Source organism: Bradyrhizobium sp. USDA3516 (assembly GCF_057651995.1).
Window position 1 is genome coordinate 164,541 of record NZ_JBYGYN010000012.1, and the last position, 26,325, is coordinate 190,865.

General features: G+C 64.7%; 20 protein-coding genes. 10 read left to right on the forward strand and 10 right to left on the reverse strand.

Features of this window, described 5'->3' with window-relative positions:
- Positions 1-111: 111 nt before the first annotated feature.
- Entirely contained in the window at positions 112-2,901 is a 2,790-nt protein-coding gene (locus tag AC24YW_RS31470) for a [protein-PII] uridylyltransferase (RefSeq protein ID WP_487486465.1), read from the forward strand.
- Positions 2,902-3,044: 143 nt separating this feature from the next.
- Here AC24YW_RS31470 and AC24YW_RS31475 read toward each other — a convergent pair whose 3' ends face one another.
- On the reverse strand, positions 3,045-3,575 hold the full coding sequence (locus tag AC24YW_RS31475) for a methylated-DNA--[protein]-cysteine S-methyltransferase (RefSeq protein WP_487486360.1): 531 nt from the start codon (positions 3,573-3,575) through the stop codon (positions 3,045-3,047).
- A gap of 98 nt (positions 3,576-3,673) precedes the next feature.
- Between AC24YW_RS31475 and AC24YW_RS31480 the strand changes: the two genes are divergently transcribed.
- Together AC24YW_RS31480 and AC24YW_RS31485 are read left to right on the forward strand one after the other, a co-directional pair.
- Positions 3,674-4,030, forward strand: a complete 357-nt coding sequence (locus AC24YW_RS31480) for a DUF1304 domain-containing protein (RefSeq protein ID WP_487486466.1) — start codon at positions 3,674-3,676, stop codon at positions 4,028-4,030.
- A 134-nt stretch (positions 4,031-4,164) separates the two neighbouring features.
- Complete coding sequence (locus AC24YW_RS31485) at positions 4,165-5,388, forward strand: ABC transporter substrate-binding protein (protein ID WP_487486361.1); 1,224 nt, start codon at positions 4,165-4,167, stop codon at positions 5,386-5,388.
- A 168-nt stretch (positions 5,389-5,556) separates the two neighbouring features.
- Here AC24YW_RS31485 and AC24YW_RS31490 read toward each other — a convergent pair whose 3' ends face one another.
- A complete protein-coding gene (locus AC24YW_RS31490; RefSeq protein ID WP_487486362.1) occupies positions 5,557-5,982 on the reverse strand; it encodes a DUF1330 domain-containing protein in 426 nt (141 codons plus the stop codon).
- Positions 5,983-6,152: 170 nt separating this feature from the next.
- Here AC24YW_RS31490 and AC24YW_RS31495 point away from each other — a divergent pair, with 170 nt between their 5' ends.
- A complete protein-coding gene (locus tag AC24YW_RS31495; RefSeq protein ID WP_487486363.1) occupies positions 6,153-8,363 on the forward strand; it encodes a transglycosylase domain-containing protein in 2,211 nt (736 codons plus the stop codon).
- Between the two features lie 254 nt (positions 8,364-8,617).
- Here AC24YW_RS31495 and AC24YW_RS31500 read toward each other — a convergent pair whose 3' ends face one another.
- From AC24YW_RS31500 to AC24YW_RS31515, 4 genes are all read right to left on the reverse strand, one after another.
- Positions 8,618-9,457, reverse strand: coding sequence for a M48 family metallopeptidase (locus AC24YW_RS31500; RefSeq protein ID WP_487486364.1), 840 nt, complete (start codon positions 9,455-9,457; stop codon positions 8,618-8,620).
- Between the two features lie 217 nt (positions 9,458-9,674).
- Positions 9,675-11,003, reverse strand: a complete 1,329-nt coding sequence (locus tag AC24YW_RS31505) for a polyhydroxyalkanoate depolymerase (RefSeq protein ID WP_487486467.1) — start codon at positions 11,001-11,003, stop codon at positions 9,675-9,677.
- A 120-nt stretch (positions 11,004-11,123) separates the two neighbouring features.
- A complete protein-coding gene (locus AC24YW_RS31510) occupies positions 11,124-11,942 on the reverse strand; it encodes an ABC transporter permease (RefSeq protein ID WP_487486365.1) in 819 nt (272 codons plus the stop codon).
- Between the two features lie 91 nt (positions 11,943-12,033).
- Positions 12,034-12,837 carry an ABC transporter ATP-binding protein gene (locus AC24YW_RS31515; RefSeq protein ID WP_487486366.1) on the reverse strand — a complete coding sequence of 268 codons (804 nt, stop codon included), beginning with the start codon at positions 12,835-12,837 and terminating at the stop codon, positions 12,034-12,036.
- A 119-nt stretch (positions 12,838-12,956) separates the two neighbouring features.
- On the opposite strand from AC24YW_RS31515, the gene AC24YW_RS31520 reads away from it, so the two are divergent.
- Entirely contained in the window at positions 12,957-14,279 is a 1,323-nt protein-coding gene (locus AC24YW_RS31520; RefSeq protein ID WP_487486468.1) for an ActS/PrrB/RegB family redox-sensitive histidine kinase, read from the forward strand.
- Positions 14,280-14,468: 189 nt separating this feature from the next.
- A complete protein-coding gene (locus tag AC24YW_RS31525; RefSeq protein WP_275517078.1) occupies positions 14,469-15,023 on the forward strand; it encodes an ActR/PrrA/RegA family redox response regulator transcription factor in 555 nt (184 codons plus the stop codon).
- Between the two features lie 124 nt (positions 15,024-15,147).
- Here AC24YW_RS31525 and AC24YW_RS31530 read toward each other — a convergent pair whose 3' ends face one another.
- Complete coding sequence (locus AC24YW_RS31530) at positions 15,148-15,636, reverse strand: MmcB family DNA repair protein (RefSeq protein ID WP_487486367.1); 489 nt, start codon at positions 15,634-15,636, stop codon at positions 15,148-15,150.
- Positions 15,637-15,925: 289 nt separating this feature from the next.
- Between AC24YW_RS31530 and AC24YW_RS31535 the strand changes: the two genes are divergently transcribed.
- Positions 15,926-17,626, forward strand: coding sequence for an alpha-amylase family protein (locus AC24YW_RS31535; protein ID WP_487486368.1), 1,701 nt, complete (start codon positions 15,926-15,928; stop codon positions 17,624-17,626).
- A gap of 175 nt (positions 17,627-17,801) precedes the next feature.
- Here AC24YW_RS31535 and AC24YW_RS31540 read toward each other — a convergent pair whose 3' ends face one another.
- A complete protein-coding gene (locus tag AC24YW_RS31540; protein WP_487486369.1) occupies positions 17,802-19,400 on the reverse strand; it encodes an alpha-amylase family glycosyl hydrolase in 1,599 nt (532 codons plus the stop codon).
- 163 nt (positions 19,401-19,563) lie between these two features.
- Between AC24YW_RS31540 and AC24YW_RS31545 the strand changes: the two genes are divergently transcribed.
- The gene (locus AC24YW_RS31545; protein ID WP_487486370.1) at positions 19,564-20,256 is read left to right on the forward strand and encodes an MBL fold metallo-hydrolase; all 693 of its coding nucleotides are present in this window, start codon (positions 19,564-19,566) and stop codon (positions 20,254-20,256) included.
- A gap of 12 nt (positions 20,257-20,268) precedes the next feature.
- Here AC24YW_RS31545 and AC24YW_RS31550 read toward each other — a convergent pair whose 3' ends face one another.
- Positions 20,269-21,468: an extracellular catalytic domain type 1 short-chain-length polyhydroxyalkanoate depolymerase gene (locus AC24YW_RS31550; RefSeq protein ID WP_487486371.1), complete on the reverse strand. Its 1,200-nt coding sequence runs from the start codon at positions 21,466-21,468 to the stop codon at positions 20,269-20,271.
- A 129-nt stretch (positions 21,469-21,597) separates the two neighbouring features.
- Complete coding sequence (locus AC24YW_RS31555; protein ID WP_487486372.1) at positions 21,598-23,010, reverse strand: MFS transporter; 1,413 nt, start codon at positions 23,008-23,010, stop codon at positions 21,598-21,600.
- A 160-nt stretch (positions 23,011-23,170) separates the two neighbouring features.
- Here AC24YW_RS31555 and sthA point away from each other — a divergent pair, with 160 nt between their 5' ends.
- Together sthA and AC24YW_RS31565 are read left to right on the forward strand one after the other, a co-directional pair.
- Entirely contained in the window at positions 23,171-24,562 is a 1,392-nt protein-coding gene (gene sthA, locus AC24YW_RS31560) for a Si-specific NAD(P)(+) transhydrogenase (protein WP_487486373.1), read from the forward strand.
- A gap of 366 nt (positions 24,563-24,928) precedes the next feature.
- Positions 24,929-26,164 carry an LLM class flavin-dependent oxidoreductase gene (locus tag AC24YW_RS31565; RefSeq protein ID WP_487486374.1) on the forward strand — a complete coding sequence of 412 codons (1,236 nt, stop codon included), beginning with the start codon at positions 24,929-24,931 and terminating at the stop codon, positions 26,162-26,164.
- Positions 26,165-26,325 lie beyond the last annotated feature (161 nt).

Here is a 26,325-nt window from a genome sequence, read left to right on the forward strand (position 1 = left end):
GCATGCCGGCCGAGAACAGATTTGCTCGAAGCCGCAGCTTTCCAGCATGGAACGGCTATTGCCAGAGAATGGCGGGTGACAGCGCCTGTCACCTCTTATATCCGGTGGGACATGGACAGCGTCGCGACTGAGCAGAAGCCACAGGTGGACGAGCGCTTCGATACCGCGCGGATCACCGCCGCGGTCGATGCCCTTGCCGAGAAGCACGAGGGGCGCGAGGACGCGTTCCGCACGGCGATGGCGCTATTGCTCAAGGCGGAGCTGATCGCGGCGCGCGCCGCCGCACAGGCGATCCTGTTGAAGGACCGCCACGGCCGCCGCTGCGCCGAGCGGCTGTGCCACGTGCAGGATGAGATCATCCGCATCCTGTATTCGGCCGCGACGCGCCATCTCTACCGCTCGCCGATCCCGAGTGGGGCCGAGCGCATGGCGGTGGTGGCGACCGGCGGCTACGGCCGCGGCCTGATGGCGCCGGAATCGGACATCGATCTGCTCTTCATCCTGCCCTACAAGCAGACCGCCTGGGGCGAGCAGGTCGCCGAAGCCATCCTCTATTGCCTCTGGGACATGGGCTTGAAGGTCGGCCACGCCACGCGATCGGTCGACGAATCGATCCGGCAGGCGCGCGGCGACATGACGATCCGCACCGCGATCCTGGAGACGCGCTTCCTCACCGGCGACAAGCCGCTCTATGACGAGTTGGTCGAGCGCTTCGACAAGGAGGTGGTGCAGGGCACCGCGTCCGAATTCGTCACCGCAAAGCTCGCCGAGCGCGAGGAGCGCCACCGCCGCGGCGGCCAGTCGCGCTACCTGGTCGAGCCCAACGTCAAGGACGGCAAGGGCGCACTTCGCGACCTGCACACGCTGTTCTGGATCGCCAAATACGTCTACCGCGTGCGCGATACCCATGAGCTGGTCGCGCGCGGCGTGTTCGACGCACAGGAATATCGCACCTTCCGCCGCTGCGCCGACTTCCTCTGGTCGGTGCGCTGCAATCTGCACTTCTACTCTGGCCGCGCCGAGGAGCGCCTGTCCTTCGATCTCCAGCGCGAGATCGCGATACGTCTCGGCTACACCTCGCATCCGGGCATGCAGGACGTCGAGCGCTTCATGAAGCACTACTTCCTCGTCGCCAAGGAAGTCGGCAACCTCACCGCCATCCTCTGCGCCAAGCTCGAGGACCAGCAGGCCAAGCCGGCGCCGGTGCTGAGCCGGATGATGGCGCGGCTGCGGCCGACCGCGGTGAAGCGGCGCGTCCCCGACAGCGACGACTTCATCGTCGACAACAACCGCATCAACGTCGCCGCTCCGGACGTGTTCAAGCACGATCCCGTCAATTTGATCCGCATCTTCCGCCTCGCGCAGAAGAACAACCTCGCCTTCCACCCGGACGCGATGCGCGACGTGACGCGCTCGCTCGGCCTGATCAACGCGGGCTTGCGCGAAAATCCCGAGGCCAACCGGCTATTCATGGAGATCCTGACCTCCGACAACGCCGAGATCGTGCTGCGGCGGATGAACGAGACCGGCGTGCTCGGCCACTTCATCCGCGCCTTCGGCAAGATCGTCTCGATGATGCAGTTCAACATGTATCACCACTACACCGTCGACGAGCACCTGATCCGCTGCATCGGCTTCCTGCAGGACATCGAGCGCGGCGGCATCGAGGAGTTCGCGCTGGCGAGCGATCTGTTCCGCAAGATCCGGCCCGAGCACCGCGCCGTGATCTACATCGCGACGCTGCTGCACGACGTCGCCAAGGGCAGGCCCGAGGATCACTCCATCGCCGGCGCCAAGGTGGCGCGGCGGCTCTGCCCGCGGCTCGGCTTCAGCCCGGCCGACACCGAGCTCGTAGCCTGGCTGATCGAGGAGCACCTGACGATGTCCACGGTCGCGCAGTCGCGCGACCTCTCCGACCGCAAGACCATCGAGAATTTCGCTGCCGTGGTGCAGTCGGTGGAGCAGATGAAGCTGCTTACGATCCTGACCACCGCCGACATCCGCGGCGTCGGCCCGGGCGTGTGGAACGGCTGGAAGGCGCAGCTCTTGCGCTCGCTGTACTACGAGACCGAGCCGGTGCTGACCGGCGGCTTCTCGGAAGTCGACCGCGGCAAGCGCCTCGCCGCTGCGCACGCCGAATTCCGCATGGCATTCGCCGAATGGCCGAAGGACGAGCTCGACGCCTATATCGGCCGACACTATCCGGCCTATTGGCTCAAGGTCGAGCTGCCGCGCAAGATCCGTCACGCGCGCTTCGTCCGCTCCAGCGAGCAGGCCGGCCACAAGCTCGCGATCAATGTCGGCTTCGACGAGGTGCGCGGCGTCACCGAGCTGACGATCTTCGCCGCCGACCATCCCTGGCTGCTGTCGATCATCGCCGGCGCCTGCGCCTCGGCCGGCGCCAACATCGTCGACGCCCAGATCTACACCACGACCGACGGCCGCGCGCTCGACACCATCTCGATCTCGCGCGAGTACGACCGCGACGAGGACGAAGGACGGCGCGCCACGCGCATCGGCGAGATGATCGAGGACGTGCTGGAGGGCAAGCTGCGCCTGCCGGAAGTGGTGGCGCGGCGCACCGTGCGCAGCAAGGCAAGGCCGTTCGTGATCGAGCCGGAAGTGACCATCAACAACCAATGGTCGGACCGCTACACCGTCATCGAGGTCTCCGGGCTCGACCGGCCCGGCCTGCTCTACGAGCTGACCACCGCGATCTCCAAGCTCAATCTCAACATCGCCTCGGCCCATGTCGCGACCTTCGGCGAGCGCGCCCGCGACGTGTTCTACGTCACCGACCTCCTGGGCGCGCAGATCAACGCGCCGACGCGCCAGGCCGCGATCAAGAGCGCGCTGACCCATGTGATGGCCGGCGACAAGGCGGTGCAGCCGGCGGCGTAGGCGGGCGGAAAGTCGCGCGCGACCATCTCCTCTCGTCATTCCGGGATGGCCCGAAGGGCCAGGCCCGGAATCCATAACCACAGCTGGTGGATATGGATTCCGGGCTCGCGCTTCGCGCGCCCCGGAATGACGATGGGAGAGACCTAAACCTCCACACCCTCGTGCCGCAGCAGCCATCTCTTCCGCTCGAGGCCACCACCATACTTCACCAGCGAGCCGTCCGCGCCGATCAGGCGATGGCACGGGAGCACCACACTGATCGGATTTGAGCCGTTGGCATGTCCGACGGCTCGTATCGCCTTGGGCAGGCCGATCTTCGCGGCGAGTGCGCCATAGCTCAGCGTGGTGCCGGCGGGAATTTGTGACAGCGCGGTCCAGACCTTTTGCTGGAACGGTGTGCCGGCGATGCGCCATGCGATGCTCTGGAGCTGACCGAGATCGCCGTCGAAATAGCGCGACAGCGCAGTCCGCATGTCGGACGGCGCAGGCTGATCACGCAGATCCACCGCGCCATGGTGCAGGCGCAGCAGCTCGCGCATGCGGTGCTCATAGTCCTCCCAGTCGAGCGCGCGCAACGCGCCATCGGCGTCGGTGACGAGCAGCGCAATCCCGATCGGCGTCGCCAGGCGGTCGAGACCGAAACTTACAGAAGGCTTGGTTGACCGGATGGGCATGCAACACCAGGGGAGCGAAACACATCGATCGCACTTGCCACGGCAGCCGTGCTAACGTCCACCCGAAAGCTGATGCTTTGGGGGAGCTCACCTTGATCCTGATCGCCAATGTCCTGGTGGCGCTGGTCGCGGCGCTGCACGTCTTCTTCCTGATCCTGGAGATGTTTCTCTGGGACAAGCCGCCCGGCCTGAAGGTGTTTCGCAACACGCCCGAGAAGGCCGAGATCACGAAAGTGCTGGCCGCCAATCAGGGGCTCTATAACGGCTTCCTCGCGGCCGGCCTGGTCTGGGGCTTGTTCCACGGCGACCCGGCCTTCGCGTTCCAGATCAAGGTGTTCTTCCTGCTCTGCGTGATCGTGGCCGGCGCCTATGGCGCTGCGACCGTCAGCACGCGGATCCTGATCGTGCAGGCACTGCCGGCGGCAATCGCGTTGATTGCGATGTTTCTCGCCTGAGACGCACCGGCGCAGCGCCGCGATCCTTGCGCTGCGGCGAGGCTTCCTCCACAATCTTCGGCAGCGATGGCAACCGTTGCAATCAACGGAGAAAGACCATCGGCCTAAAATTCCGTCAGGAGGAACTAACCAACATGAACAATCGCAGAGCCTTCTTAGCTGCCACGGCGGCGTTGGCCGTCGCAGTCTCGACCAGCCAGGCCCTCGCCCAGAAGAAATACGATACCGGCGCAACCGACACCGAGATCAAGATCGGCCAGACCGTGCCGTTCTCCGGCGCCTATTCGGTCTATGCCAATATCGGCAAGACCCAGGCCGCGTACTTCAAGATGATCAACGATCAGGGCGGCATCAACGGCCGCAAGATCAATTTGATCCAGTATGACGACGCCTATTCGCCGCCGAAGACCGTGGAGCAGGTGCGCAAGCTCGTCGAAGGCGACGAAGTGCTCTTCACCTTCCAGCTGATCGGCACAGCCGCGAACGCCGCCGTGCAGAAATACCTCAACGGCAAGAAGGTCCCTCAGCTGCTGGCCTCGACCGGCGCCGCGCGCTTCAACGATCCGCAGAACTATCCCTGGACCATGGCCTACAATCCGAACTACGTGTCCGAGGGGCGGATCTACGCCAAGTACATTCTCGCCAATCACCCCAATGCCAAGATCGGCGTGCTTTACCAGAACGACGACATGGGCCGCGACTATCTCGCCGGCCTCAAGAGCGGCCTCGGCGACAAGGCCAACATGATCGTCGGCGAGGTCTCCTATGAGGTGACCGACCCCACCGTCGACTCGCAGGTGGTGAAGCTGAAGTCGATGGGCGTTGACCTGTTCTATAACGCCTCGACGCCGAAATTCGCGGCGCAGGCGATCAAGAAGCTCGCCGATCTCGGCTGGACGCCGGTGCACATCCTCGACATCAATGCGAGCCCGATTTCGGCGACCCTGAAGCCGGCAGGCCTCGACATCTCCAAGGGCATCATCTCGACCAATTACGGCAAGGAGCCGAGCGACCCGCAGTGGAAGGACGATCCCGGCGTGAAGGCTTTCTTCGCTTTCATGGACAAATATTTCCCGGAAGGCGACAAGCTCAACACCATCAACACCTACGCTTATTCGGTGGCGGAGCTGCTGGTGCAGGTGCTCAAGCAATGCGGCGACGATCTGACGCGTGAGAACATCATGAAGCAGGCCGCCAATATCAAGGGCTACACGCCGAGCCTGGCGCTGCCGGGCATCAAGATCAACACCGGGCCGAACGACTACCGCGTCAACAAGCAGATGCAGATGATGAAGTTCAACGGCGAGCGCTGGGAGCTGTTCGGACCGATCATCGAGGACACCGGCCCGTCGGGCTAGAACACATCTGCCTCTGCGACGTCATGCCCGGGCTTGTCCCGCCTGCGCGGCCGAAGCCGCTTCGGCGAGGCGAAGGCCCGGGCATCCACGTTCTTGGGGCGTCAAGCAAGTCGTGGATGGCCGGGTCAAGCCCGGCCATGACGATCGAGAGAGCTTCCTACTTGGCGTTCACGTCGGTATCTCCCCAAAGTTCTTCCCGACCGGCAGCACGGCGTGCCGGATCAGCCGCGAATCCTCCACTGCGGCCTGGCGGTGCTTCACCGCCTCGCGATAGACGGGGTCGCGGATCATCTCGACGAAGGCGGCGACATCAGGATATTCGGCGATGAAGCAATGGTCCCAGCGTTCCTCCTGCGGGCCGATCAGCATCAGCTCGAATCTGCCCTGCCAGACGATGCGGCCGCCGAGCCGTTCGAACACCGGACCGCTCTCGCGGCCATAGGCCGCATAGGCTTCCGCGCCGCTGGCCTTGCGGCCGTCCGGATAGACCGCCTCTTTGCGCAGGCGCACCAGGTTCAGCATGTGGATCGGGCCCGGCCGATCGTTCTCCCGGAATTGCGCAAAGATCTCCTTGGTCGGATCGATATGGCCCATGGCGCTCCCTCTTCTTGTTGATGCTGGCGATCCTAGCCTTGCCGCGCCGGAAGCGGAACTGCGGACGGCGAATGCCGCATCTCCTAATCGCGCGTTAACGCCGGGGTAACCCGGCCTTAAACAGCGACCGCTAGCGTCTCGGCGGGGCGGGCTGACCGGGCGTTTTGCGTATGGCGTGGGGAAAGAAAAAGGGTGCGCGGAAGGAGCCGCTGTTCGGCTTGCCCGCGGCGCTCGCCGATCTGCGCCTCACCCCGGCAGACCGCGTTCCCGGCGGCGAGGACAAGCCGAAGAAATCCGCGAAAGCATCCGCCAAGCGCAAGAGCGAGGATGCCGGCACCGAGCCGCCGCGCGAGCGCAAAGCGCCAGCCAGCCGCAGCGGCGCCAAGCGTCGCGCGAAGTCGCGTGGCGGGTTCGGTCTCGGCCGCCTGGTCTATTGGGGCGCGGTGCTGAGCCTGTGGGGCGTCATCGCGATGATCGGCGTCGTCATCTATGTCGGCGCGCATCTGCCGCCGATCCAGTCGCTGGAGATCCCGAAGCGCCCGCCGACGATCCAGATCGTCGGCATCGACGGCAGCATTCTGGCGCAGCGCGGCGAGATGGCCGGTGCCAATGTCGCACTGAAGGATCTGCCGCCTTACCTGCCGAAGGCATTCATCGCGATCGAGGACCGCCGCTTCTATTCGCATTTCGGCATCGATCCGGTCGGCATCCTGCGCGCCCTCGTCACCAACGTGCTTCATCGCGGCGTCTCGCAGGGCGGCTCGACCTTGACGCAGCAGCTCGCGAAAAACCTGTTCCTGACCCAGGAGCGCACCATCCGGCGCAAGCTGCAGGAGGTGGAGCTCGCGATCTGGCTGGAGCGCAAGCATTCCAAGGACGAGATCCTGGAGCTTTACCTCAACCGCGTCTATTTCGGCTCCGGCGCCTACGGCGTCGAGGCGGCGGCGCAGAAATATTTCGGCAAGTCGGCCAAGACCGTGACGGTCGCGGAAGCGGCGATGCTGGCGGGCCTCGTCAAGTCGCCGTCCCGCCTTGCCCCGAACCGCAACCCGGAAGGCGCCGAAGCGCGGGCGCAGATCGTGCTCGCGGCGATGGCGGATGCGAAGTTCATCACCGACGCTCAGGCGAAGGCCTCGATCGGCCATCCCTCCTACAACGTGAAGCCGGCCGGCGCCGGCACCGTGAACTACGTCGCCGACTGGATCGGCGAGGTGCTGGACGATCTGGTCGGCCAGATCGACGAGAGCATCAAGGTCGAGACCACGATCGATCCGAAGCTGCAGAGCGTCGCGGAAGCGGCCATCATCGACGAGCTCGCGGCCAAGAGCGTGAAGTTCAACGTCAGCCAGGGCGCGCTGGTTGCCATGACGCCCGACGGCGCCGTGCGCGCCATGGTGGGCGGGCGGAACTATTCCGACAGCCAGTACAACCGCGCGGTCACGGCCAAACGCCAGCCGGGCTCCTCGTTCAAGCCGTTCGTGTATCTCACCGCGCTCGAGCAGGGCCTCACGCCCGACACCATGCGCCAGGACGCGCCGATCGAGGTCAAGGGCTGGAGGCCAGAGAACTACACCCACGAATATTTCGGCGCGGTGACGCTGACGCAGGCGCTGGCGATGTCGCTGAACACCGTTGCCATCCGTCTCGGCCTCGAGGTCGGACCGAAGAACGTGGTGCGCACCGCGCACCGGCTCGGCATCTCCTCCAAGCTCGAGCCCAACGCCTCGATCGCGCTCGGCACCTCCGAAGTCTCGGTGGTCGAGCTGGTCGGCGCCTATGCGCCGTTCGCCAATGGCGGCCTCGCGGTGGCGCCGCATGTCGTCACAAGGATCAGGACGGCCGGCGGCAAGCTGCTCTACATGCGCCAGCCGGAGGAGCGCAACCAGGTCATCGATCCCCGCCATGTCGGCATGATGAATGCGATGATGCGGGAGACGCTTGTTTCGGGCACCGCCAAGAAGGCGGAGATTCCGGGCTGGCCGGCGGCCGGCAAGACCGGCACCAGCCAGGATTATCGCGACGCCTGGTTCATCGGCTACACCGCGAACCTCGTCACCGGTGTCTGGCTCGGCAATGACGACAATTCCCCGACCAAGAAGGCGACCGGCGGCGGCCTGCCGGTCGAAGTGTGGTCGCGCTTCATGAAGGCGGCGCATGAAGGCGTGCCGGTGGCGGCCTTGCCGAGCGCGCCCGGCGGCTGGGGCCTGTCGAACCTCGCCCAGGCAGCCTCGCAGGTCTCGCCGCCGACGCCCGCAGCGCCGCCACAAGCGAACGCCGGCGGTTATCGTCCGCCGCCTCCGACGCGCGCCAATGTGCGCCCCGAGGCGGCCGCAGGGCTCGACGGCTGGCTGATGGATCGGCTGTTTGGCGGGAATCGGTAGGCCTTGCGAAGGGCCTCCGAACAAAAGTGCGAAAACAACCCCATGCACAGTAGAACGTGACGTGCTGCGTGACGCGGGCGGATCGTTCGAAGCGTTTGATGCAACGGGATTAATCGGGCAAGCGGCGCGATCGTCCGAAGTGTGGCGAAAATCGAGCAAGACGCGCTGACGTCGCGTCCTCCTCCGTCGTGGAGGCAGCTGCGCGCAATTGCGCTGTCATCGCCCGTCTCGACAAAGACAGCGTTGATTCAACCCTAATCCTCGACGCCGTAGCGGTGCAGATCGTTGCCGTAGGTGTCGAGCCACTTCTTGGCGCGCTCCATCGACGGGCAGACCTTGCCGCAGACGCGCCAGAAGCGCGGCGAGTGGTTCATCTCGACGAGATGGGCGACTTCGTGCGCGGCGAGGTAGTCGAGCACGAAGGGCGGGGCGAGGATCAGGCGCCAGGAGAACGACAGCGAGCCGGCCGAGGTGCAGGAGCCCCAGCGGCTGGACTGGTCGCGGATCGAGAGGCGCTTGACCCTGACCCCGAGTTCGGCGGCGTAGGCTTCAGCCGAACGCTGCAGATCGCGGCGCGCCTCGCGCTTGAGGAAGTCGCTGACGCGGCGGTCGACATGCTCGAGGCCGCCGGCGACGCAGAGAATGCGCTCGCCGCTGTCGCGCATCTCGGTCCACACCGTGCCGCGGGTGCCGGCGCGATGAACGATGCGATGGGGCGTGCCGCGCAGCGGTATCACCGTGCCCGGCTGGAACGGCGCGGCCTTCGGCAAGCGGCCGAGACGTGCCGCAATCCACGCGCCGTGACGCTGTGCGAAGTCCTTGGCCTCCGCAAGCGTGCCGCGCGGCGGCATGGTGAGGATGGCTTCGCGGTCGCTCGGATGAATTCGGAGCGTGTAGCGGCGCGCGCGGCGGTGCCGGCGCAGCCGAATCGCAAAGAATTGCGATCCGTGGGTGATGACGAGGGTCTTCGGTTCGTGGGGCCGCCGATAGAGGAGTGCGCGAGTGGCCATGTCTGTCAGTCCGGGGAGCAGGAGGGCGCCCGGATTCTGCCATAACCGCCGCCATGGGAAGCGCTCGGCGCAAAAACAAATCATTTGCCCAATATACAGCGGTCAGGCGTCCGGGAGACCCTACAGACTGGGGTTGGAACCGGCTTTTTTCGCCCCCGCTGGACGCATGCGACACCCCCAAGGGGTGAGGGTAGACTCACTCCTTTAAAGCTACCCAAATACCGCGAATCTGGCGGGAACTTGCCCCCGCCGGAGGCCCTGGCAGGGGTCGGAATTTCGACGGGAAAGCCGAAATTCGGGGTTATTCAGCGGCGAGGGCCTGCAACGAAGCAGGATTCGCAGCCGAAACCATGAAGTCGTGAATCCGCGGCACGATCTCCGACTTGAAACGCGATCCGTTGAACACGCCGTAATGTCCGACGCCCTTCTGGACGTAATGAACGCGGCGATGATCGGGAATCGCGCTGCACAATGTGTGTGTTGCTTCGGTCTGACCGAGACCGGAGATGTCGTCGTTCTCGCCTTCGACCGTCATCAGTGCGACGCGCTTGACCTTGGACGGATCGACGCGGGTTCCGCGATGGGTCATCTCACCCTTCGGCAGCGAGTGTTTCACGAACACGGTGTCGACGGTCTGCAGGTAATACTCGGCCGACAGATCCATCACCGCGAGATATTCGTCGTAGAAGTCGCGATGCTTGTCGGCGAGATCGCCGTCGCCCTTCACCAGATGGGCAAACAGCTGCTTGTGGGCATCCATGTGCCGGTCGAGATTCATGCTGATGAAGCCGTTGAGCTGCAAGAATCCCGGATAGACGTCGCGCATCATGCCCGGATGCGGGAACGGCACCTTGGTGATGACGTGGTTGCGGAACCAGTCGATGCCGCGCTCCTGGGCGAGGTTGTTCACCGCGGTCGGATTGCGCCGGGTATCGATCGGGCCGCCCATCAGCGTCATCGAGGTCGGCACGAACGGATCGCGCCGTGCTTCCATGATCGAGACCGCCGCGACGACGGGCACCGAGGGCTGGCACACCGCCATCACATGGGTGTTGCCGCCGAGCACATGCAGCATCTCGATGACATAGTCGATGTAATCGTCGAGATCGAAGCGGCCTTCGCTCAAGGGCACCATGCGGGCATCGGCCCAGTCGGTGATGTAGACCTCATGCGCCGGCAGGAAGGCTTCGACCGTGCCGCGCAGCAGCGTCGCATAATGGCCGGACATCGGCGCCACGATCAGCACGCGCGGCTGCGGGCTGCGCAGCGGGCGGGCGAACTTGCGATCGAAGTAGAGCAGCTTGCAGAACGGCTTTTCCCAGACCGAGCGGACCTCGACGGGGACGCGGATGCCGTTGACCTCGGTGTCGTTGAGGCCCCATTCCGGCTTGCCGTAGCGGCGCGTCGTGCGCTCGAACAATTCGCAGGCCGCGGCGACGGACTTGCCGACCTCGGTGCGCGCCCACGGATTGAGGGGATTCTGAAACAGCAGCTTGGTCGCGTCAGTGACTGCACGCGCCGGATTGAGAGAGGCGTGCGCCATCTCGTACATCCAGTACATCGGCGTCGTCAGGACCGGACTGCCTTCGGCCGCCAGGGGCGGCGCGCCGCCGAACTCACCAATTGGCATCGTCATATTCCTCTTCGCATCGCAGCATACTGCCGAATGCGTAATATTGCGTCAATGCATGGTTCCGTACATCTACGTGCCGGAAACCGCCAAATCAGCGTGAATCCACGGGAAAGTGACTTATTCGCCGCCCGAGAGCAGCGAGCCGTGCCGCTTTGCGCTGCGCAAAAGGGCAAGGAATGCCCCAAAAGATGCAGCCAGAAGCACCGCATTGATCACCAACGCCTCCAGCATCAGATCGGTCCTGAAGGTGTGCTCGATCAGCAGCGCGCGCATTCCCTCGAAGGCATAGGTCGGCGGCAACGCCCAGGCGACGTATTGCAGCCAGACCGGCAACACGCTGACGGGATAGTAGACGCAGGCGAGCGGCAGGATTGCGAACATCAACGTCCAGACGATGCTCTCGGCACCTAAGCCGTTACGCACCACGAGACCCGAGACGAAGATGCCGACCGACCAGCTCGTGAAGATCAGATTGCAGAAGAACGCGATCAGCGGCAGGCCCAGGGCATAGATGTTGAAGTGAAACAGGAACAGCGCCAGCAGGGTCATCGGAATGATGCCGATCGCAAGCCGGATCAGGCTCATGACCATCAGCGCCAGCAGAAACTCGATCGGCCTCAAGGGGCTCATCATGAGATTGCCGAGGTTGCGCGCCCACATCTCCTCCAGGAACGAGATCGAGAAGCCGAGCTGGCCGCGGAACAGGATGTCCCAGAGGATGACGGCGCCGATCAGCGTGCCGCCGGCGCGCGCGAAGAAATTGGCGTTCTCGGCGATGTAATACTGGAGAAAGCCCCAGGTGATGACCTGCAGCGCCGGCCAGTAGAGCAGCTCGAGCAGCCGCGGCCAGGACGACAGCAAGAGATACCAATAGCGCAGGATCATCGCGCCGATGCGGTGGAGCGAGATGCCGCGGTGGAGGGAGAGGTCGGTCATGGCGCGCTCCTGCTGTCATCCCGGGGCGCGCGGAGCGCGAGCCCGGAATGACGGGGCTCCATCCGGGCGACGGCGGCCAAGCAGACTCCCCTCACCGCACCGCCTCCTTCGCCCCGTTCACCCGGCCGCGGGCGACGTCGAGAAACACCTCCTCCAGCGTGGTGCGGTTGTAGCGGGCCATGATCGCCTCGGGCGTGTCGTCGTCCTCGATGCGGCCGCGCTTCATGATGATGACGCGGTCGCAGAGCCGCTCGACCTCGAGCATGTTGTGCGAAGCGAGGAGAATGGTGGCGTTGTTGTCCCGGCGATACCGCTCCAGATGCGCGCGCACCCAGTCGGCGGTATCGGGGTCGAGCGAGGCGGTCGGCTCGTCCAGCAAGAGCAGCTCGGGCTGGTTGATCAGCGCCTTCGCCAGTGCAACGCGGGTCTTCTGCCCGGCGGAGAGCTTGCCGTTGGCGCGATCGATGAAATCGCCGAGGTCGAGGTCGGCGGCGAGCCTGGCAATGCGCTCAGTGAGGTCCTTCACCGCATAGAGCTTGCCGAACACGGTGAGGTTCTGCCGCACCGTGAGCCGCATCGGCATGTCGACATAGGGGCTTTCGAAATTCATCCGCCCCAGCACGGACGCACTCTCGTCCGGCATCTGGTGACCGAGCACCTGCACGCGGCCGGAGGTCGGCAACACCAGGCCCATGATCATGGCGATGGTCGTGGTCTTGCCGGCGCCGTTGCCGCCGAGCAGCCCGGTGATGCTGCCGCGCGGCAGCGAAAAGGAGATGTCGTCGACGGCGCGGGTCTGCTTGTAGACCTTGACGAGGTGATCGACGGCAATTGCCGCGGACGAATCTCGATCCGCGACAGTCGGCCGACTTGAAGCCTTGCCATTCTCGGTCATGCTGGCCGTTCTTCTGCTATTGCATCGGCGAGCGCAAGGCTCGATGTAAGGGCTCCTCACCGGGCGGTTCCGCCAGCCCGAGTTCGTGACCTTTGGAAGGCGCCGCCACATTGGCCGACATGAACGAAATTGCCGATTCCGACTTCCATCACGCGCAGCGGCATATCCGGCTGGACACGATTTTGCGGCTGCGCTGGCTGGCGGTGTTGGGGCAGCTCGCCGCGATCTTCATCGTGGCCCAGGGGCTGGAATTCAGCGTCGAGATCATTCCCTGCGTCAGCATCATCGCGCTGTCGGCGGCGCTCAACCTCGTACTGCAAACCGCGGCCAATCCGATGCAGCGGCTGGAGCCGATGCAGGCGGCCGGCCTGCTCGCGCTGAACATCGTGGAGCTGGCAGGCCTGTTGTTCTTCACCGGCGGGCTGCAGAACCCGTTCTCGTTCCTGTTCCTCGCGCCCGTGCTGATCTCGGCCACGGCGCTGCCGGCCCGTTTCACCTTCGGCCTCGGCCTGCTCGCGGTGGCCTGCGCGTCGGTGCTGTTCTTCTTCCATTTTCCATTGCCGTGGGATTCCGACGATCCTCTGGTGCTGCCGCCGATCTATCTCGTCGGCGTCTGGCTCTCGATCGCGCTCGCGATCGGCGTCACCAGCCTCTACTCCTTCCAGGTGACCGAGGAAGCGCGCAAGCTCGCGGACGCGCTGGCCGCGACCGAGCTGGTGCTGACGCGCGAGCAGCATCTGACCCAGCTCGACGGTCTTGCCGCCGCGGCCGCGCACGAACTCGGCACGCCGCTCGCGACGATCTTCCTGATCGCGCGCGAGCTGGAAAAGACGGTGAAGGACCCAAGCATCGCCGCCGACCTGAAGACCTTGCGCGAGCAGACCCAGCGCTGCCGCGACATCCTCAGCAAGATCACCCAGCTCTCCCCCACCGGCGCGCCGTTCGACCACATGAAGCTGTCGGAGCTGATCGAGGAGGTGGTGGCGCCGCACCGCGATTTCGGCGTGGAGATCAAGGTGCGAATCGCCGTGGCCGCGGCGACCGAGCCGGTCGGCTCGCGCAATCCTGCGATCCTCTACGGCATCGGCAACATCGTCGAGAACGCGGTCGATTTCGCCCGCACCACCGTCGAGGTGAATGCCTGGTGGAACCAGGACCATATCGAGCTCGTGATCTCCGACGACGGACCGGGCATTCCACCCGATATCCTCAACCGGATCGGCGAGCCCTATCTGTCGCGGCGACGCCCCCAGGATGATGGCGGCGGCGAAAGGCGCGGCCTCGGCCTCGGTGTCTTCATCGCGCGCACCTTGCTGGAGCGCACCGGCGCCAAGGTCTCGTTTACCAACCGGATCTTTCCGGACCACGGCGCGGTGGTTCAGATCACATGGCCGCGACAGCGTTTTGAGGCTATCGAGACGCTCGAAGAAACAATAGGATAGGCATGATCCCGGAAAAGTGTTCTGCGGTTTTCCGATAGGATCATGCTGAAAACAAGAATCGCGAGCGCGATGACATCGCGCTTGAGACCGCGACCTTGCGTCGCACAACGGGGCGGACCGACCATTTGCCGCCTTGGCACCACGCCATTGCGGCGCCATATGTCGATGCGCTGGAGAGAGGACACAACCTTGAACGCCATTGCCGAACTGAATGAACAGGCCGACCGCTCGCTGCTCATCGTTGAAGACGACAAGCCGTTTCTGGAGCGTTTGTCGCGCGCCATGGAGAGCCGCGGCTTTTCGGTGACATCATGCGACACGGTCTCGGACGGGCTTGCGCAGATCGGCAAATCGGCACCGGCCTTCGCGGTGGTGGATCTCAGGCTCGGCGACGGCAACGGCCTCGACGTGGTCTCGGCGCTGAAGAAGAAGCGTCCGGATGCGCGCGCGATCGTTCTGACCGGCTACGGCAACATCGCCACTGCGGTGACCGCGGTGAAGATGGGTGCGATCGATTATCTGTCCAAGCCCGCGGATGCCGACGACGTCGTCGCCGCGCTGCTGTCGACCAACACGGACAAATCCGAGCTGCCGGCCAACCCGATGTCGGCCGACCGCGTCCGCTGGGAGCACATCCAGCGCATCTACGAGATGTGCAACCGCAACGTCTCGGAAACGGCGCGCCGGCTCAACATGCACCGCCGCACGCTGCAGCGGATCCTGGCCAAGCGCGCGCCGCGGTAACCGCCTCGTAGGGTGGGCAAAGGCGCGCAGCGCCGTGCCCACCATATCTCTCGGACCATGATCGACTGGTTTGGTGGGCACGCTTCGCTTTGCCCACCCTACGGCACCTGCGCCAGCGGCGCCGCTATTCCCAGAAATTCGCATGGCCCTGCGGATCGACCAGGCGGTTGATCCGCAAGGCCGCCGCCATCGCGAACCGCACCGTCATCTGCTTGCGGGTGGCGGCGGCGAGCTTGTGCTCGGGTGCCTCGCAATGCAGGTGCGCGCCGTAGGCGTCGGCGACGATCAGGCCGGTGTCACCGGGGAAGATCTCGCACGGCAGATCCTGCGTGAAGGCGAAGAACAGCCGGTCGCAATGGGCGCGATATTCGTGCCATTTCTGATCGGCGCGCAAATCCTCGACCGACGACTTGATCTCGACGATCCAGATCTCGCCGCGCTCGTTCAGCGCGACGAGATCGGCACGCCGGCCCGACGGCAGCGGCAATTCGCTGATGCAGGAGAAGCCCAGCGAGCGCAACAGACGCGCGGTGCCGCGCGCGATCGCCAGCGCCGTCTCCGACTGGCGGCGATCCGGCGGCGGCACGAGCGTGATGCGGGCGGTGTTGTCCATGAGGAGAGGATAGCCGATTCTATAAAGGCGGACACCGTCTCTCCTCGCGTCATTCCGGGGCGCGCCACGTGGCGCGAGCCCGGAATCCATAGCCACGAGAAGCAGTTGTAGAGCGAAGGTGGCAACTCCGAGTCATCGCAAAACTACTCCTTGTCGTTATGGGTCCCGGGCTCGCACTTTGCGCGCCCCGGGGACGACAGCGCGCGTGACGTGAGACCACGGAACCGCCCTCGCCCTTAACAATTGTTCCGCAGCCGCCCAGCCGGGCGGAACCAGCCGGGCTGCGCGCATGATCGACGATCTCTGGTATAAGAACGGCGTGATCTATTGCCTGTCCGTCGGCTCCTATATGGACGCCAACGGCGACGGCATCGGCGATTTCAAGGGGCTGTTGCGGCGGCTGGATTATCTGCACGGGCTCGGCATCACCACGATCTGGCTGATGCCGTTCCAGACCTCGCCGGGCCGCGACGACGGCTACGACATCGCAGATTATTACAGCGTCGATCCTCGCTACGGCACGCTCGGCGATTTCGTCGAGTTCACCCATGGCTGCAAGCAGCGCGGCATCCGCATCATCATCGATCTCGTCGTCAATCACACCTCGGACCAGCATCACTGGTTCAAGGAAGCGCGGCGCGACAAGAACTCGCCCTATCGCGACTGGTACGTCTGGTCGGACAAGAAGCCGGCCAATGCCGACAAGGGCATGGTGTTTCCCGGCGTGCAGAAGACGACCTGGACGCGCGACAAGGAATCGGGCGCGTATTACTTCCACCGCTTCTACGATTTCCAGCCGGATCTCAACACCTCGAACCCGCATGTGCAGGCCGAGATCCTGAAGATCATGGGCTTCTGGATCCAGCTCGGCGTCTCCGGCTTCCGCATGGACGCCGTGCCGTTCGTGATCGCGACCAAGGGCGCGAAGGTGAAGAAGCCGGTCGAGCAATACGACATGCTGCGCGCCTTCCGCGAATTCCTGCAATGGCGGCAGGGCGACGCCATCATTCTCGCCGAGGCCAATGTGCTGCCGAAGACCGACATGGAATATTTCGGCCGCGATGCCGACCGCATGCACATGATGTTCAACTTCCACGTCAACCAGCACCTGTTCTATGCGCTGGCCTCCGCGGATGGCCGTCCGCTCGCAAAGGCGCTGAAAGCAACAAAACCGCGACCGGCGACGGCGCAATGGGGCCTGTTCCTGCGCAATCACGACGAGCTCGATCTGGGCCGCCTGACCAAGTCCCAGCGCGACACCGTGTTCAAGGCGTTCGGACCCGACAAGGACATGCAGCTCTACGACCGCGGCATCCGCCGGCGGCTCGCGCCGATGCTGGGCGGCGACCGCAGGCGGCTCGAGCTCGCCTACAGCCTGATGTGCACGTTGCCGGGAACGCCCGTGATCCGCTACGGCGACGAGATCGCGATGGGCGACGACCTCTCGCTGCCCGAGCGCAATTGCGCGCGCACGCCGATGCAATGGTCGACCGAGCCGCATGGCGGCTTCACCAAGAGCGACAAGCCGGCCTGCCCTGTCATCGACCAGGGCCCGTACGGCTTTCCGCACGTCAATGTCGCCAAACAGCGGCGCGATCCGAACTCCATTTTGAACTGGACCGAGCGCATCATCCGCATGCGAAAGGAGGTGCCCGAAGTCGGCTGGGGCGATTTTGCCGTCATTGCCGTGCGCGATCCCGCGGTGTTCATCATGCGCTACGATTGGCGCAATAATTCGGTGCTGTTCGTGCACAATCTCGATGAGAAGCCGCGCGAAATCGTGTTCTCGACCGGGCTCTCAGGCGAGATCGGCGCGCACCTGATCAACCTGCTCGCGGAGGATCACAGCCACGCCGACAAGCGCGGCCAGCATCGCATCGTGCTGGAGCCCTACGGCTACCGCTGGTACCGCGTCGGCGGGCTGGATTATCTGTTGAAGCGAAGCGATATCGACGACGACGCCGCGGGCGGGAACAAGCATCCGGGGTGAGGTCGAGACCCCGTCGCTTGCCCGCGGCCTCAACAATCGTCATTGCGAGGAGCCCTTGCGACGCAGCCAATCCAGTCTGCTTCCGCGGAGACAGACTGGATTGCTTCGCTGCGCTCGCAATGACGGGCGATAGCGGTGGTTACCTCCTCCACCGTTGTCCCGGCGAAAGTGACGCCTAGGGCGACGCCACCACCACGCCCTCGTTGCCGCGCAGGTTCAGCACGCCTTCGATCTCCTCACCTTCACGATCCAGGAACGTCGACAGCAGGATGCTGCTGCCGAAACGGATCGCGCTGGTGGTCACCGCGACCGGATCGGGGCCGAGATTGAGCGCCACGATCACGGCCTTGCCGCCGGCCTCGCGGCGGTAGACCAGGAGATCGCCTTGCGCGGCGATCGGATGGTAATTGCCTGCGACCAGCGGGGGGCAGCTCTTCCGCAAGCCGATCAGGCGCTTGTAGAGACTGAGAATCGAGCGCGGGTCGGCTTCGAGATTGGCGACATTCTCGCGGATGTGGTCCTCCGGCAGCGGCAGCCAGGGCCTCATCTGCGAGAAACCGGCGAAGTTCGATGAATCCCACTGCATCGGCGTGCGGCAGCCGTCGCGGCCGACACCGATGCCGGGCACGTTCTTCTCGAAGGGATCGCGCACGTCCTCCGGCGCGATCGCGAGCTGGTGCATGCCGATCTCGTCGCCGTAATAAAGCGTCGGCGTGCCGCGCAGCGTCAGCAGCAGCATGGCGGCAACGCGGGCCTGCTCCGGCCCGACGCGGCTCGCGACGCGGGGGCGATCGTGATTGCCGAGCACCCAGTTTGGCCAGGCACCGCGCGGCAGCGCCTTCTCGTAATCCTCGATGATCTTCTCGATCGAGCGGGCGCTCCAGAAGGTCGAGAGCAGCGCGAAGTTGAACGGCATCTGCGCGCCGGTGAGGTCGTTGCCGTAATAGGCCATCAGCCGGTGCAGCGGCAGATAGATCTCGCCGATCAGGACGCGCGCGCCATAGGAATCGGTGACGCGCCGCATCTCGGCGATGACGTCGTGCACCTCAGCCTGGTCGGTGGAATATTGCGTCAGGATCCTCTCGTTCGGCGGACGGCCCTCGACGTAATGCGGGTTCGGCGGGTTGTCGCGGAAGTCGGCGTCCTTGATCAGGTGCCAGATCACGTCGACGCGAAAGCCGTCGACGCCCTTGTCCAGCCAGAACCGCATCACGTCGTAGATCGCGGCGCGGACGTCAGGATTGCGCCAGTTGAGATCGGGCTGCTGGGCGAGAAAGGCGTGATAGTAATATTGACCGGTGACTTCATCGAATTGCCACGCGCTGCCGCCGAACTCGGACAGCCAATTGTTCGGCACGCCGCCGCCGGGCGCCGGATCGCGCCAGATGTACCAGTCGCGCTTGGGATTGTCGCGCGAGGACCGGCTCTCGGTGAACCAGGGATGCTGGTCGGAGGTGTGGTTCGGCACGAGGTCGAGAATCAGCTTCAGGCCATTGTCGTGGGCGGCCGCGAGCAATGCGTCGAAATCCGCCATCGTGCCGAACAGCGGCTCGATGCCGACATAGTCCGAGATGTCGTAGCCGAAATCGGCCATCGGCGAGGGAAAGATCGGCGACAGCCAGATCGCATCGACGCCGAGCGATTTGACGTAAGGCAGCCGCCTGAGGATGCCGGCGAGATCGCCGACGCCGTCACCGTCCGAGTCCTGAAACGAGCGCGGATAGATCTGGTAGAAGACGCCGTCGCGCCACCAATTCTCGTTGTCTTGAGCCATGCCGAAGATCACCCAGAATCTGCCGCCTTGCGCGGGAGAACGCGACAGCGACGCCCCGGTTCAAATTGAGCAGGCCAATTGGGACGGCCGTGTGACGGTTGTTCCCCGGCGCGAAGACGAATCTTTTGCTTGGCGGCCCGGCAAAAATCGGCATTGTGAGGCCATGACCGAGCCAAACGACACCAAAGAATCCCGGCAGGAATCCCCGCAAGCCAAGGCGGGCGCGATCATCGTCCCCGTGACGCTGTTCGAGCAGAACTGCACCATCATCTGGGACGAGCCTTCCAAGAAGGCGGTGGTGATCGATCCCGGCGGCGACGTGCCGAAGATCCTGGATGCGATCAAACAGACCGGCGTCACCGTGGAGAAGATCTGGCTGACCCACGGCCATATCGACCATGTCGGCGGTGCGGCCGAGCTGCGCGATGCGCTCAAGGTGCCGATCGAGGGGCCGCATGTTGCGGACAAGTTCCTGCTCGACAACGTCGTGGCGAGCGGCGCACGCTTCGGCATGACCGGAGGCCGCGATTTCACACCCGACCGCTGGTTAGAGGAGGGCGACAGCGTGTCGATCGGCGACTTGCGGTTCGACATCCTGCATTGTCCGGGTCATTCGCCCGGCAGCGTGGTGTTCTTCAACAAGGAGCTGCGGTTTGCCCATGTCGGCGACGTCCTGTTCGCCGGCTCAGTCGGGCGCACCGACCTGCCCGGCGGCAGTCACGCCACGCTGATCAACTCGATTCTGACGAAATTGCTGCCGCTCGGCGACGATGTCGGCTTCATCTGCGGCCACGGCGCCGGCTCGAGCATCGGCCAGGAGCGAATGACCAATCCGTTCATCACCGGCGAGATGTGAGGATCGCGGCAACTACTTCATCAACCCCGCGGCCGTCAGCGCGCGCGTGATGATCTGGCCGAGGTCGAAGCCGCGCGCCTTCTCGCCCCGCGGCTCGGCCGGCTCCGCGGCGACGACGGTGCGGATCGAGCGGGCGAGATGCGGTGCGGGCGAGAGCGCCGGTTTCGCGGTAGGCTTCTTGGCGGACTGCGTGGAGGACTTGGCTTCCGCCTTCGTCTCCGCGGCGTCCGCAATCCAGCCGGTGAGGCCGAAGAACTTCGCGATGTGGTAGGACGAGGAGATGCCGGCCTCGATCAGGAAGGCGCCTTCGATGCCATAGCGCTGATCGTTGTCGGCGAGACCAAGCGGCGTGCCGTGCGCCATGTCGGTGATGGCATAGGACTCGACCAGCGTCTCGCCGTCCTTGTCCCACCAGGCCTGGCGCGGATAGCCGTCGACATTGGTCTCGGCCATCGGAAGGTCGGGCAGGCCGTGCAGGTCGAGCCATTGCTTGACGATCTCGTTGGCATTGCCGGGATTGACGGTGCGGTCGGCGCTGCCGTGCCACACCGAGACCCTCGGCCAGGGCCCGCGATGATCGGAGGCGCTGCGCACGAGATCGCCGAGTTCGCGCGCAGGGCGCGCCGGGGAATGAAACATGCCGTCGAGCGCCTCGCGCAAGTTCGAGGCGATGCCGTAAGGCAGCCCGGCGATGATCGCGCCGGCCGCGAAAACTTCCGGATAGGTCGCGAGCATCACCGAGGTCATGCCGCCGCCGGCCGACAGGCCGGTGATGAAGACGCGCCTGGAATCGATGCGATGGGTCTTCACCATGTGCGCGATCATCGCGCGGATCGAACCCGGCTCGCCGCTGTCCCGCGCAATGTCCTCCGGATTGAACCAGTTGAAGCAGGTGTTGGCATTGTTGATGCGCTGCTGCTCGGGCATCAAGAGCGCAAAACCGTAATGTTGCGCGAGGGTCGACCAGCCCGCGCCGAGATCGTAAGTGGCCGCGGTCTGCCCGCAGCCATGCATCACGACGACGAGCGCGCGCGGCCGCTGCAATTGCGCCGGCACGAACGCGAACATGCGCAAGGCGCCGGGATTGTCGCCGAAGTCCGTGACCTCCTGCAGCGGGCTGGACGAATCAGGGCTCCGGCCGAACTCGGCAAAGCGCAGACCGTCCAGCTTTGGCAGACGTCTCAACAAATCGACATTTCTTGCTAACGACACGGCAACTTCCTGGTGGGCGACGTTCAACGTCCAGCCCAACCAGATAGTTGCTGCGATGCAAAATAAAAAGACCGTGCGCTGTCAATCTTGCGAAATCCGCAGGAATCCACCCGTATTGACCGCAATGCCTCAACTTGATGCAGATGCGCGGCGCATCCACGTCATAAATGCGGTGCAGATCATGATTAACGTCACAAACAACGCGAGCGAGACGAAAAATCCTGCGCGCGCTGATTGCAATGATTCGATCGCGAAGAATACCGCGCCGATTGCGGCCACTCCGGCCGCATTTCCGATCTGCGCTATCGTGCCGTACATGCCGGAGGCCGAGCCTGCAGCAGCAGGCTTTACGGTCGAGAGCACCGCGCCCGATAACGGCGCCATCACCAGCCCCTGGCCGTAACCGAAGATGCTCATGGTGAGCGCAAGTGAGAGCGGCGACGGCGTGTCAACATAGAGCACAAGAAGCGCGAGCGCGCCGAGGCCTGCGATCTGCAACCCGCAGCCTTCGATCAGCACCTTGGTGCCGCGATGGCGCGCCCTCGCGCCGCTGTGACGCGAGGCCACGACGAAAGCGATGGCAAGTGGAATGCAAACCATACCGGCCGCGATCGGTCGAATCATCAGGCCGCGCTGCATGAACAGCGTCATGACCAGATAGAACGACAGGTTGGCGCAGAAGAAAAAGAAGGCAGCGCCGAGCCCGCGCAGAAAAGCTGCGTCCGCCAGCAGCGCGAGGTCGATGAGCGGCATGCCGCCGGCTCGCGCGACCGCATGCTCGAGCTTCAGGAACGCCGCGAGGATCACACCGCCGAACGCCATCACCGGCCACAGCCACGGCGCCCAGCCGACGTCGTGGCCGAACAGCAGCGGCCCGATCAGGCACAACAGCCCTGCAAACAGGACTCCGCTGCCTTTGATGTCGAGCCTTGTCCCGGCCCGCCGCGGCACCGACGGCATGATGCGCCAGGCGGCCGCGGCGATGGCGAGGCCGCCGGGAACGTTGACGAAGAACACCGACCGCCAGCCGGTGCCGGCAAGATCGAGCGTGACGAGGAGGCCGCCGAGCAGGAAGCCCGCAGCGCCCGCGAGCCCGAGCACGATACCGTAGACGGCGAAGGCGCGGTTGCGCGTCTCGTCGGTGAACAGAAGATGCAGCGTCGCCAGCACCTGCGGCACCATCAGCGCCGCGGTCGCGCCCTGCGCGAGCCGCGCGATGATCAGCTCGACGCCGGACTGCGCGAGGCCACACCACAGCGAGGTCGCCGTGAAACCGAGCACGCCGGCAAGAAATACGTTTTTGGTGCCGTGGATGTCGCCGAGCCTTCCGCCGGTGACCACCAGCGTGGCATAGGCGATCAGATAGATCGCGATGACGGATTCGATCTGGGCCGGCGTCGCATGCAGATCCACCGCAATGGTGGGAATGGCGACGTTCACGATGAAGGCGTCGACGCCGAACATGAACTGGGCGGCGACGACGATCGCCAGCACCCACCAGCGGCGGGTCAGATCAATTGGCTTTGTGACGGTTTGATGCATTGGCGCGCGAGCTTTTCGGAATTGTTTGCCGGCGATGCTCGCAGTTCGGCCTGATCCGCGCGATTACCTCCGAGGTAGCACTTGTTTTCCCCTCGCCGCTCTGGCCCGATTGCTGCATGTCGGTTCCCGCTGAATTTGCAGGGGTTCGGAAGCACATCCGATGTACGACTACGACATGGTGGTGATCGGCTCGGGTCCATCGGGACGCCGGGCCGCGGTGCAATGTGCCAAGCTCGGCAAGGCCGTGCTGGTGGTGGAGAAAGGCCGACGGGTCGGCGGCGTCTCTGTCCATACCGGCACCATCCCCTCGAAGACGTTGCGCGAGACCGTGCTCAATTTGTCCGGCTGGCGCGAGCGCGGCTTCTACGGCCGTTCCTACCGGGTGAAGCAGGACATCGCGGCCAGCGATCTGATGACCCGGCTGCAGAAGACGCTCGACCACGAGGTCGAGGTGCTCGAGCATCAGTTCAGCCGCAACCTTGTCCGCACCGCCAATGGCGAGGCGCGCCTCGTCTCGCCGCACGAGGTCGAGATCACGAGCTCAATCGGCGAGACCAGGGTGGTTTCGGCCGCCTTCATCCTGATCGCCTGCGGCACGCGCCCGTTCCGGCCTGACTACGTGCCGTTCGACGGCAGCACCGTCCTCGACAGCGACGAGATCATCGAGCTGCCGAAACTACCGCGCAGCCTCGCCGTGATCGGGGCCGGCGTGATCGGTGTCGAATATGCCACCATCTTCAGCGCGCTCGACGTGCCCGTGACGCTGATCGAGCCGCGGTCAACCTTTCTCGATTTCATCGACAAGGAACTGATCGACGAGTTCATGCATGAGCTGCGCGACCGCAATGTCGCGCTGCGGCTCGGCTCCAAGGTCACCTCGATCGAGAAGACGGCGCAGGGCCACATCGTCACGCATCTGTCGGACGGGCGACACGTCACCACGGAAATGCTGCTGTTCGCGGCCGGCCGCGTTGGCGCCACCGACCGGCTCAACCTCGACGCCGCCGGCATCGCGGTCGACCATCGCGGCCGCATCACGGTCGATCCGGTGACCTTGCAGACCAGCGTGCCGCACATCTACGCCGCCGGCGACGTGATCGGCTTTCCGAGCCTCGCCTCGACCTCGATGGAGCAGGGCCGCGTCGCCGCCTGCCATGCGCTCGGGATGGAGCCACTGGCGCCGCCGGAGTTCTTTCCCTACGGCATCTATTCGGTACCGGAGATCTCAACCGCCGGCCTCACCGAGGAAGAGGTGCGCACGCGCGGCATTCCCTACGAGGTCGGCATCGCCCGCTTCCGCGAGACCTCGCGCGGTCACATCATGGGGCTGAACAGCGGCATGATGAAGATGATCTTCTCGACCAAGACGCGCCGCCTGCTCGGCGTCCACATCCTCGGCGAAGGCGCCACCGAGCTGATCCATATCGGCCAGGCCGTGCTCAACCTCAAAGGCGGAATCGACTATTTCATCCAGAACACGTTCAACTATCCGACGCTGGCCGAGGCGTACAAGATCGCCGGCCTGGATGCATGGAACAGGATGACGCGGTAGCGGCGGCATTGCGGGTGCGGGGGACTGGCTGCGAGTCGCCTGCCCCCCCCTTGAACGACAACAACTCTCAACACGTCATTGCGAGCGCAGCGAAGCAATCCAGAGTCTTTCCGCGGAGGGATCCTGGATTGCTTCGCTGCGCTCGCAATGACGGCGCGGTGAGTCTCGGGAAACCCAACTCCCTCCGTCCCCCGTGGAGAGGCCCCTCACCCCAACCCTCTCCCCGTAAGAACGGGAGAGGGAGAAGAGGCAGCGCCAGCACATAGCTGCATTCCGCTGCGCGGGACATCGCGCGATTGCGTTCGCTTGTTTCAGCACGTAGCCTCACGGCCTCAACAAACAGAAAATTCAGCCGGAGAGACCGCCATGGCGCGCCTGAAGTTCGGAGCCTTTCTTGCCCCGCATCACCCGATCGGCGAGCATCCGATGCTGCAGTTCCGGCGCGATCTCGACCTGGTCGAGCAGCTCGATGCGCTCGGCTATGACGAGTTCTGGTGCGGCGAGCATCATTCCTCGGGCTGGGAGATGATCGCCTCGCCCGAGATGTTCCTGGCCGCCGCCGGCGAGCGTACCAAGCGGATCAAGCTCGGCACCGGCGTGGTGTCGCTGCCCTATCATCATCCCTTCAACGTCGCCCAGCGCATGGTGCAGCTCGATCACATGACCGGCGGCCGCGCCATTTTCGGCTCCGGACCGGGTGCGCTCGCCTCCGATGCGCACACGCTCGGCATCGATCCGATGACGCAGCGCGACCGCCAGGACGAGGCGATCGGCATCATCCGCCGCCTGTTCAATGGCGAGCGCGTCACCGCCAGAAGCGACTGGTTCACGATGAACGACGCCGCGCTGCAGATCCTGCCGCTGCAGGAGGAGATGCCGTTCGTGGTGGCTTCGCAGATCTCGCCCTCCGGCATGACGCTCGCCGGCAAGTACGGCATCGGCATCATCTCGCTGGGCTCGATGACGACGCAGGGCCTGATGTCGCTGCAGCAGCAATGGCAGTTCGCCGAGGATGCCGCCAAGAAGCACGGCACCAAGGTGAACCGTGCCGACTGGCGCGTGCTCTTGACCTGGCACATCGCGGAGACGCGTGAACAGGCCCGCCGCGAGGCCGGCGCCGGCCTGATGCGCTGGCACAACGAATATAATGTCGGCACGCTGCAGCGGCCCGGCCTCACCGCGTTCTCCTCGCCCGACGAGGCCGTCGACAAGACCGCCTTCGTCGAGGGGGCGGCGTCCACCATCGGCACGCCCGACGATCTCGTCAAGACCATCAAGAACGTGATGCAGGTCTCCGGCGGCGTCGGCGCCGTCATCGGCTTCGTGCACGACTGGGCCAATCCGGAAAACACGCGCCGAAGCTGGGACCTGGTGGCGCGCTACGTCGTGCCGGAGATCAACGGCTACATCGACGGTCTGCGCAGGTCGCAAAAATTCGTGATCGAGAACCGCGCGATCTTCGAGCGCGCGGGCCAGGCCGTGATGGCCAAGATCATGGAGAACGAGAAGGCCGCCGAGGCGCTGAAGGTCACCGGCCCCGGCCGCGTCGCCATTCCCGCCGTCAACGCGCCGGATCTGCAGAAGGAAGCGGCGAAGCGGTAGGGCGCGCTCCATTCGTCGTCCCGGGGCGCACGCAGCGCGAACTATGATGCGCAATTGCGCATCTGAGGACCCATCACCACAGGATGCGGTTTTGCGAAGACTCGGAGTTACCAGCCTCGCACCAACAACTCCTTCCTGTGGCTATGGATCCCCGCCTGCGC

Excerpts from the sequence above, each read along its gene's own strand:
- AC24YW_RS31475 (WP_487486360.1), bottom strand. The coding sequence starts at position 3,575 with ATGCCCATCCGGTCAACCAAGCCTTCTGTAAGTTTCGGTCTCGACCGC.
- AC24YW_RS31515 (WP_487486366.1), bottom strand. The coding sequence starts at position 12,837 with ATGACCGAGAATGGCAAGGCTTCAAGTCGGCCGACTGTCGCGGATCGA.
- AC24YW_RS31505 (WP_487486467.1), bottom strand. The coding sequence starts at position 11,003 with ATGCCAATTGGTGAGTTCGGCGGCGCGCCGCCCCTGGCGGCCGAAGGC.
- AC24YW_RS31565 (WP_487486374.1), top strand. The coding sequence starts at position 24,929 with ATGGCGCGCCTGAAGTTCGGAGCCTTTCTTGCCCCGCATCACCCGATC.
- AC24YW_RS31535 (WP_487486368.1), top strand. The coding sequence starts at position 15,926 with ATGATCGACGATCTCTGGTATAAGAACGGCGTGATCTATTGCCTGTCC.
- AC24YW_RS31470 (WP_487486465.1), top strand. The coding sequence starts at position 112 with ATGGACAGCGTCGCGACTGAGCAGAAGCCACAGGTGGACGAGCGCTTC.
- AC24YW_RS31555 (WP_487486372.1), bottom strand. The coding sequence starts at position 23,010 with ATGCATCAAACCGTCACAAAGCCAATTGATCTGACCCGCCGCTGGTGG.
- AC24YW_RS31510 (WP_487486365.1), bottom strand. The coding sequence starts at position 11,942 with ATGACCGACCTCTCCCTCCACCGCGGCATCTCGCTCCACCGCATCGGC.
- AC24YW_RS31545 (WP_487486370.1), top strand. The coding sequence starts at position 19,564 with ATGACCGAGCCAAACGACACCAAAGAATCCCGGCAGGAATCCCCGCAA.
- sthA (WP_487486373.1), top strand. The coding sequence starts at position 23,171 with ATGTACGACTACGACATGGTGGTGATCGGCTCGGGTCCATCGGGACGC.
- AC24YW_RS31540 (WP_487486369.1), bottom strand. The coding sequence starts at position 19,400 with ATGGCTCAAGACAACGAGAATTGGTGGCGCGACGGCGTCTTCTACCAG.
- AC24YW_RS31495 (WP_487486363.1), top strand. The coding sequence starts at position 6,153 with ATGGCGTGGGGAAAGAAAAAGGGTGCGCGGAAGGAGCCGCTGTTCGGC.
- AC24YW_RS31490 (WP_487486362.1), bottom strand. The coding sequence starts at position 5,982 with ATGGGCCATATCGATCCGACCAAGGAGATCTTTGCGCAATTCCGGGAG.
- AC24YW_RS31485 (WP_487486361.1), top strand. The coding sequence starts at position 4,165 with ATGAACAATCGCAGAGCCTTCTTAGCTGCCACGGCGGCGTTGGCCGTC.
- AC24YW_RS31520 (WP_487486468.1), top strand. The coding sequence starts at position 12,957 with ATGAACGAAATTGCCGATTCCGACTTCCATCACGCGCAGCGGCATATC.
- AC24YW_RS31500 (WP_487486364.1), bottom strand. The coding sequence starts at position 9,457 with ATGATTTGTTTTTGCGCCGAGCGCTTCCCATGGCGGCGGTTATGGCAG.
- AC24YW_RS31530 (WP_487486367.1), bottom strand. The coding sequence starts at position 15,636 with ATGGACAACACCGCCCGCATCACGCTCGTGCCGCCGCCGGATCGCCGC.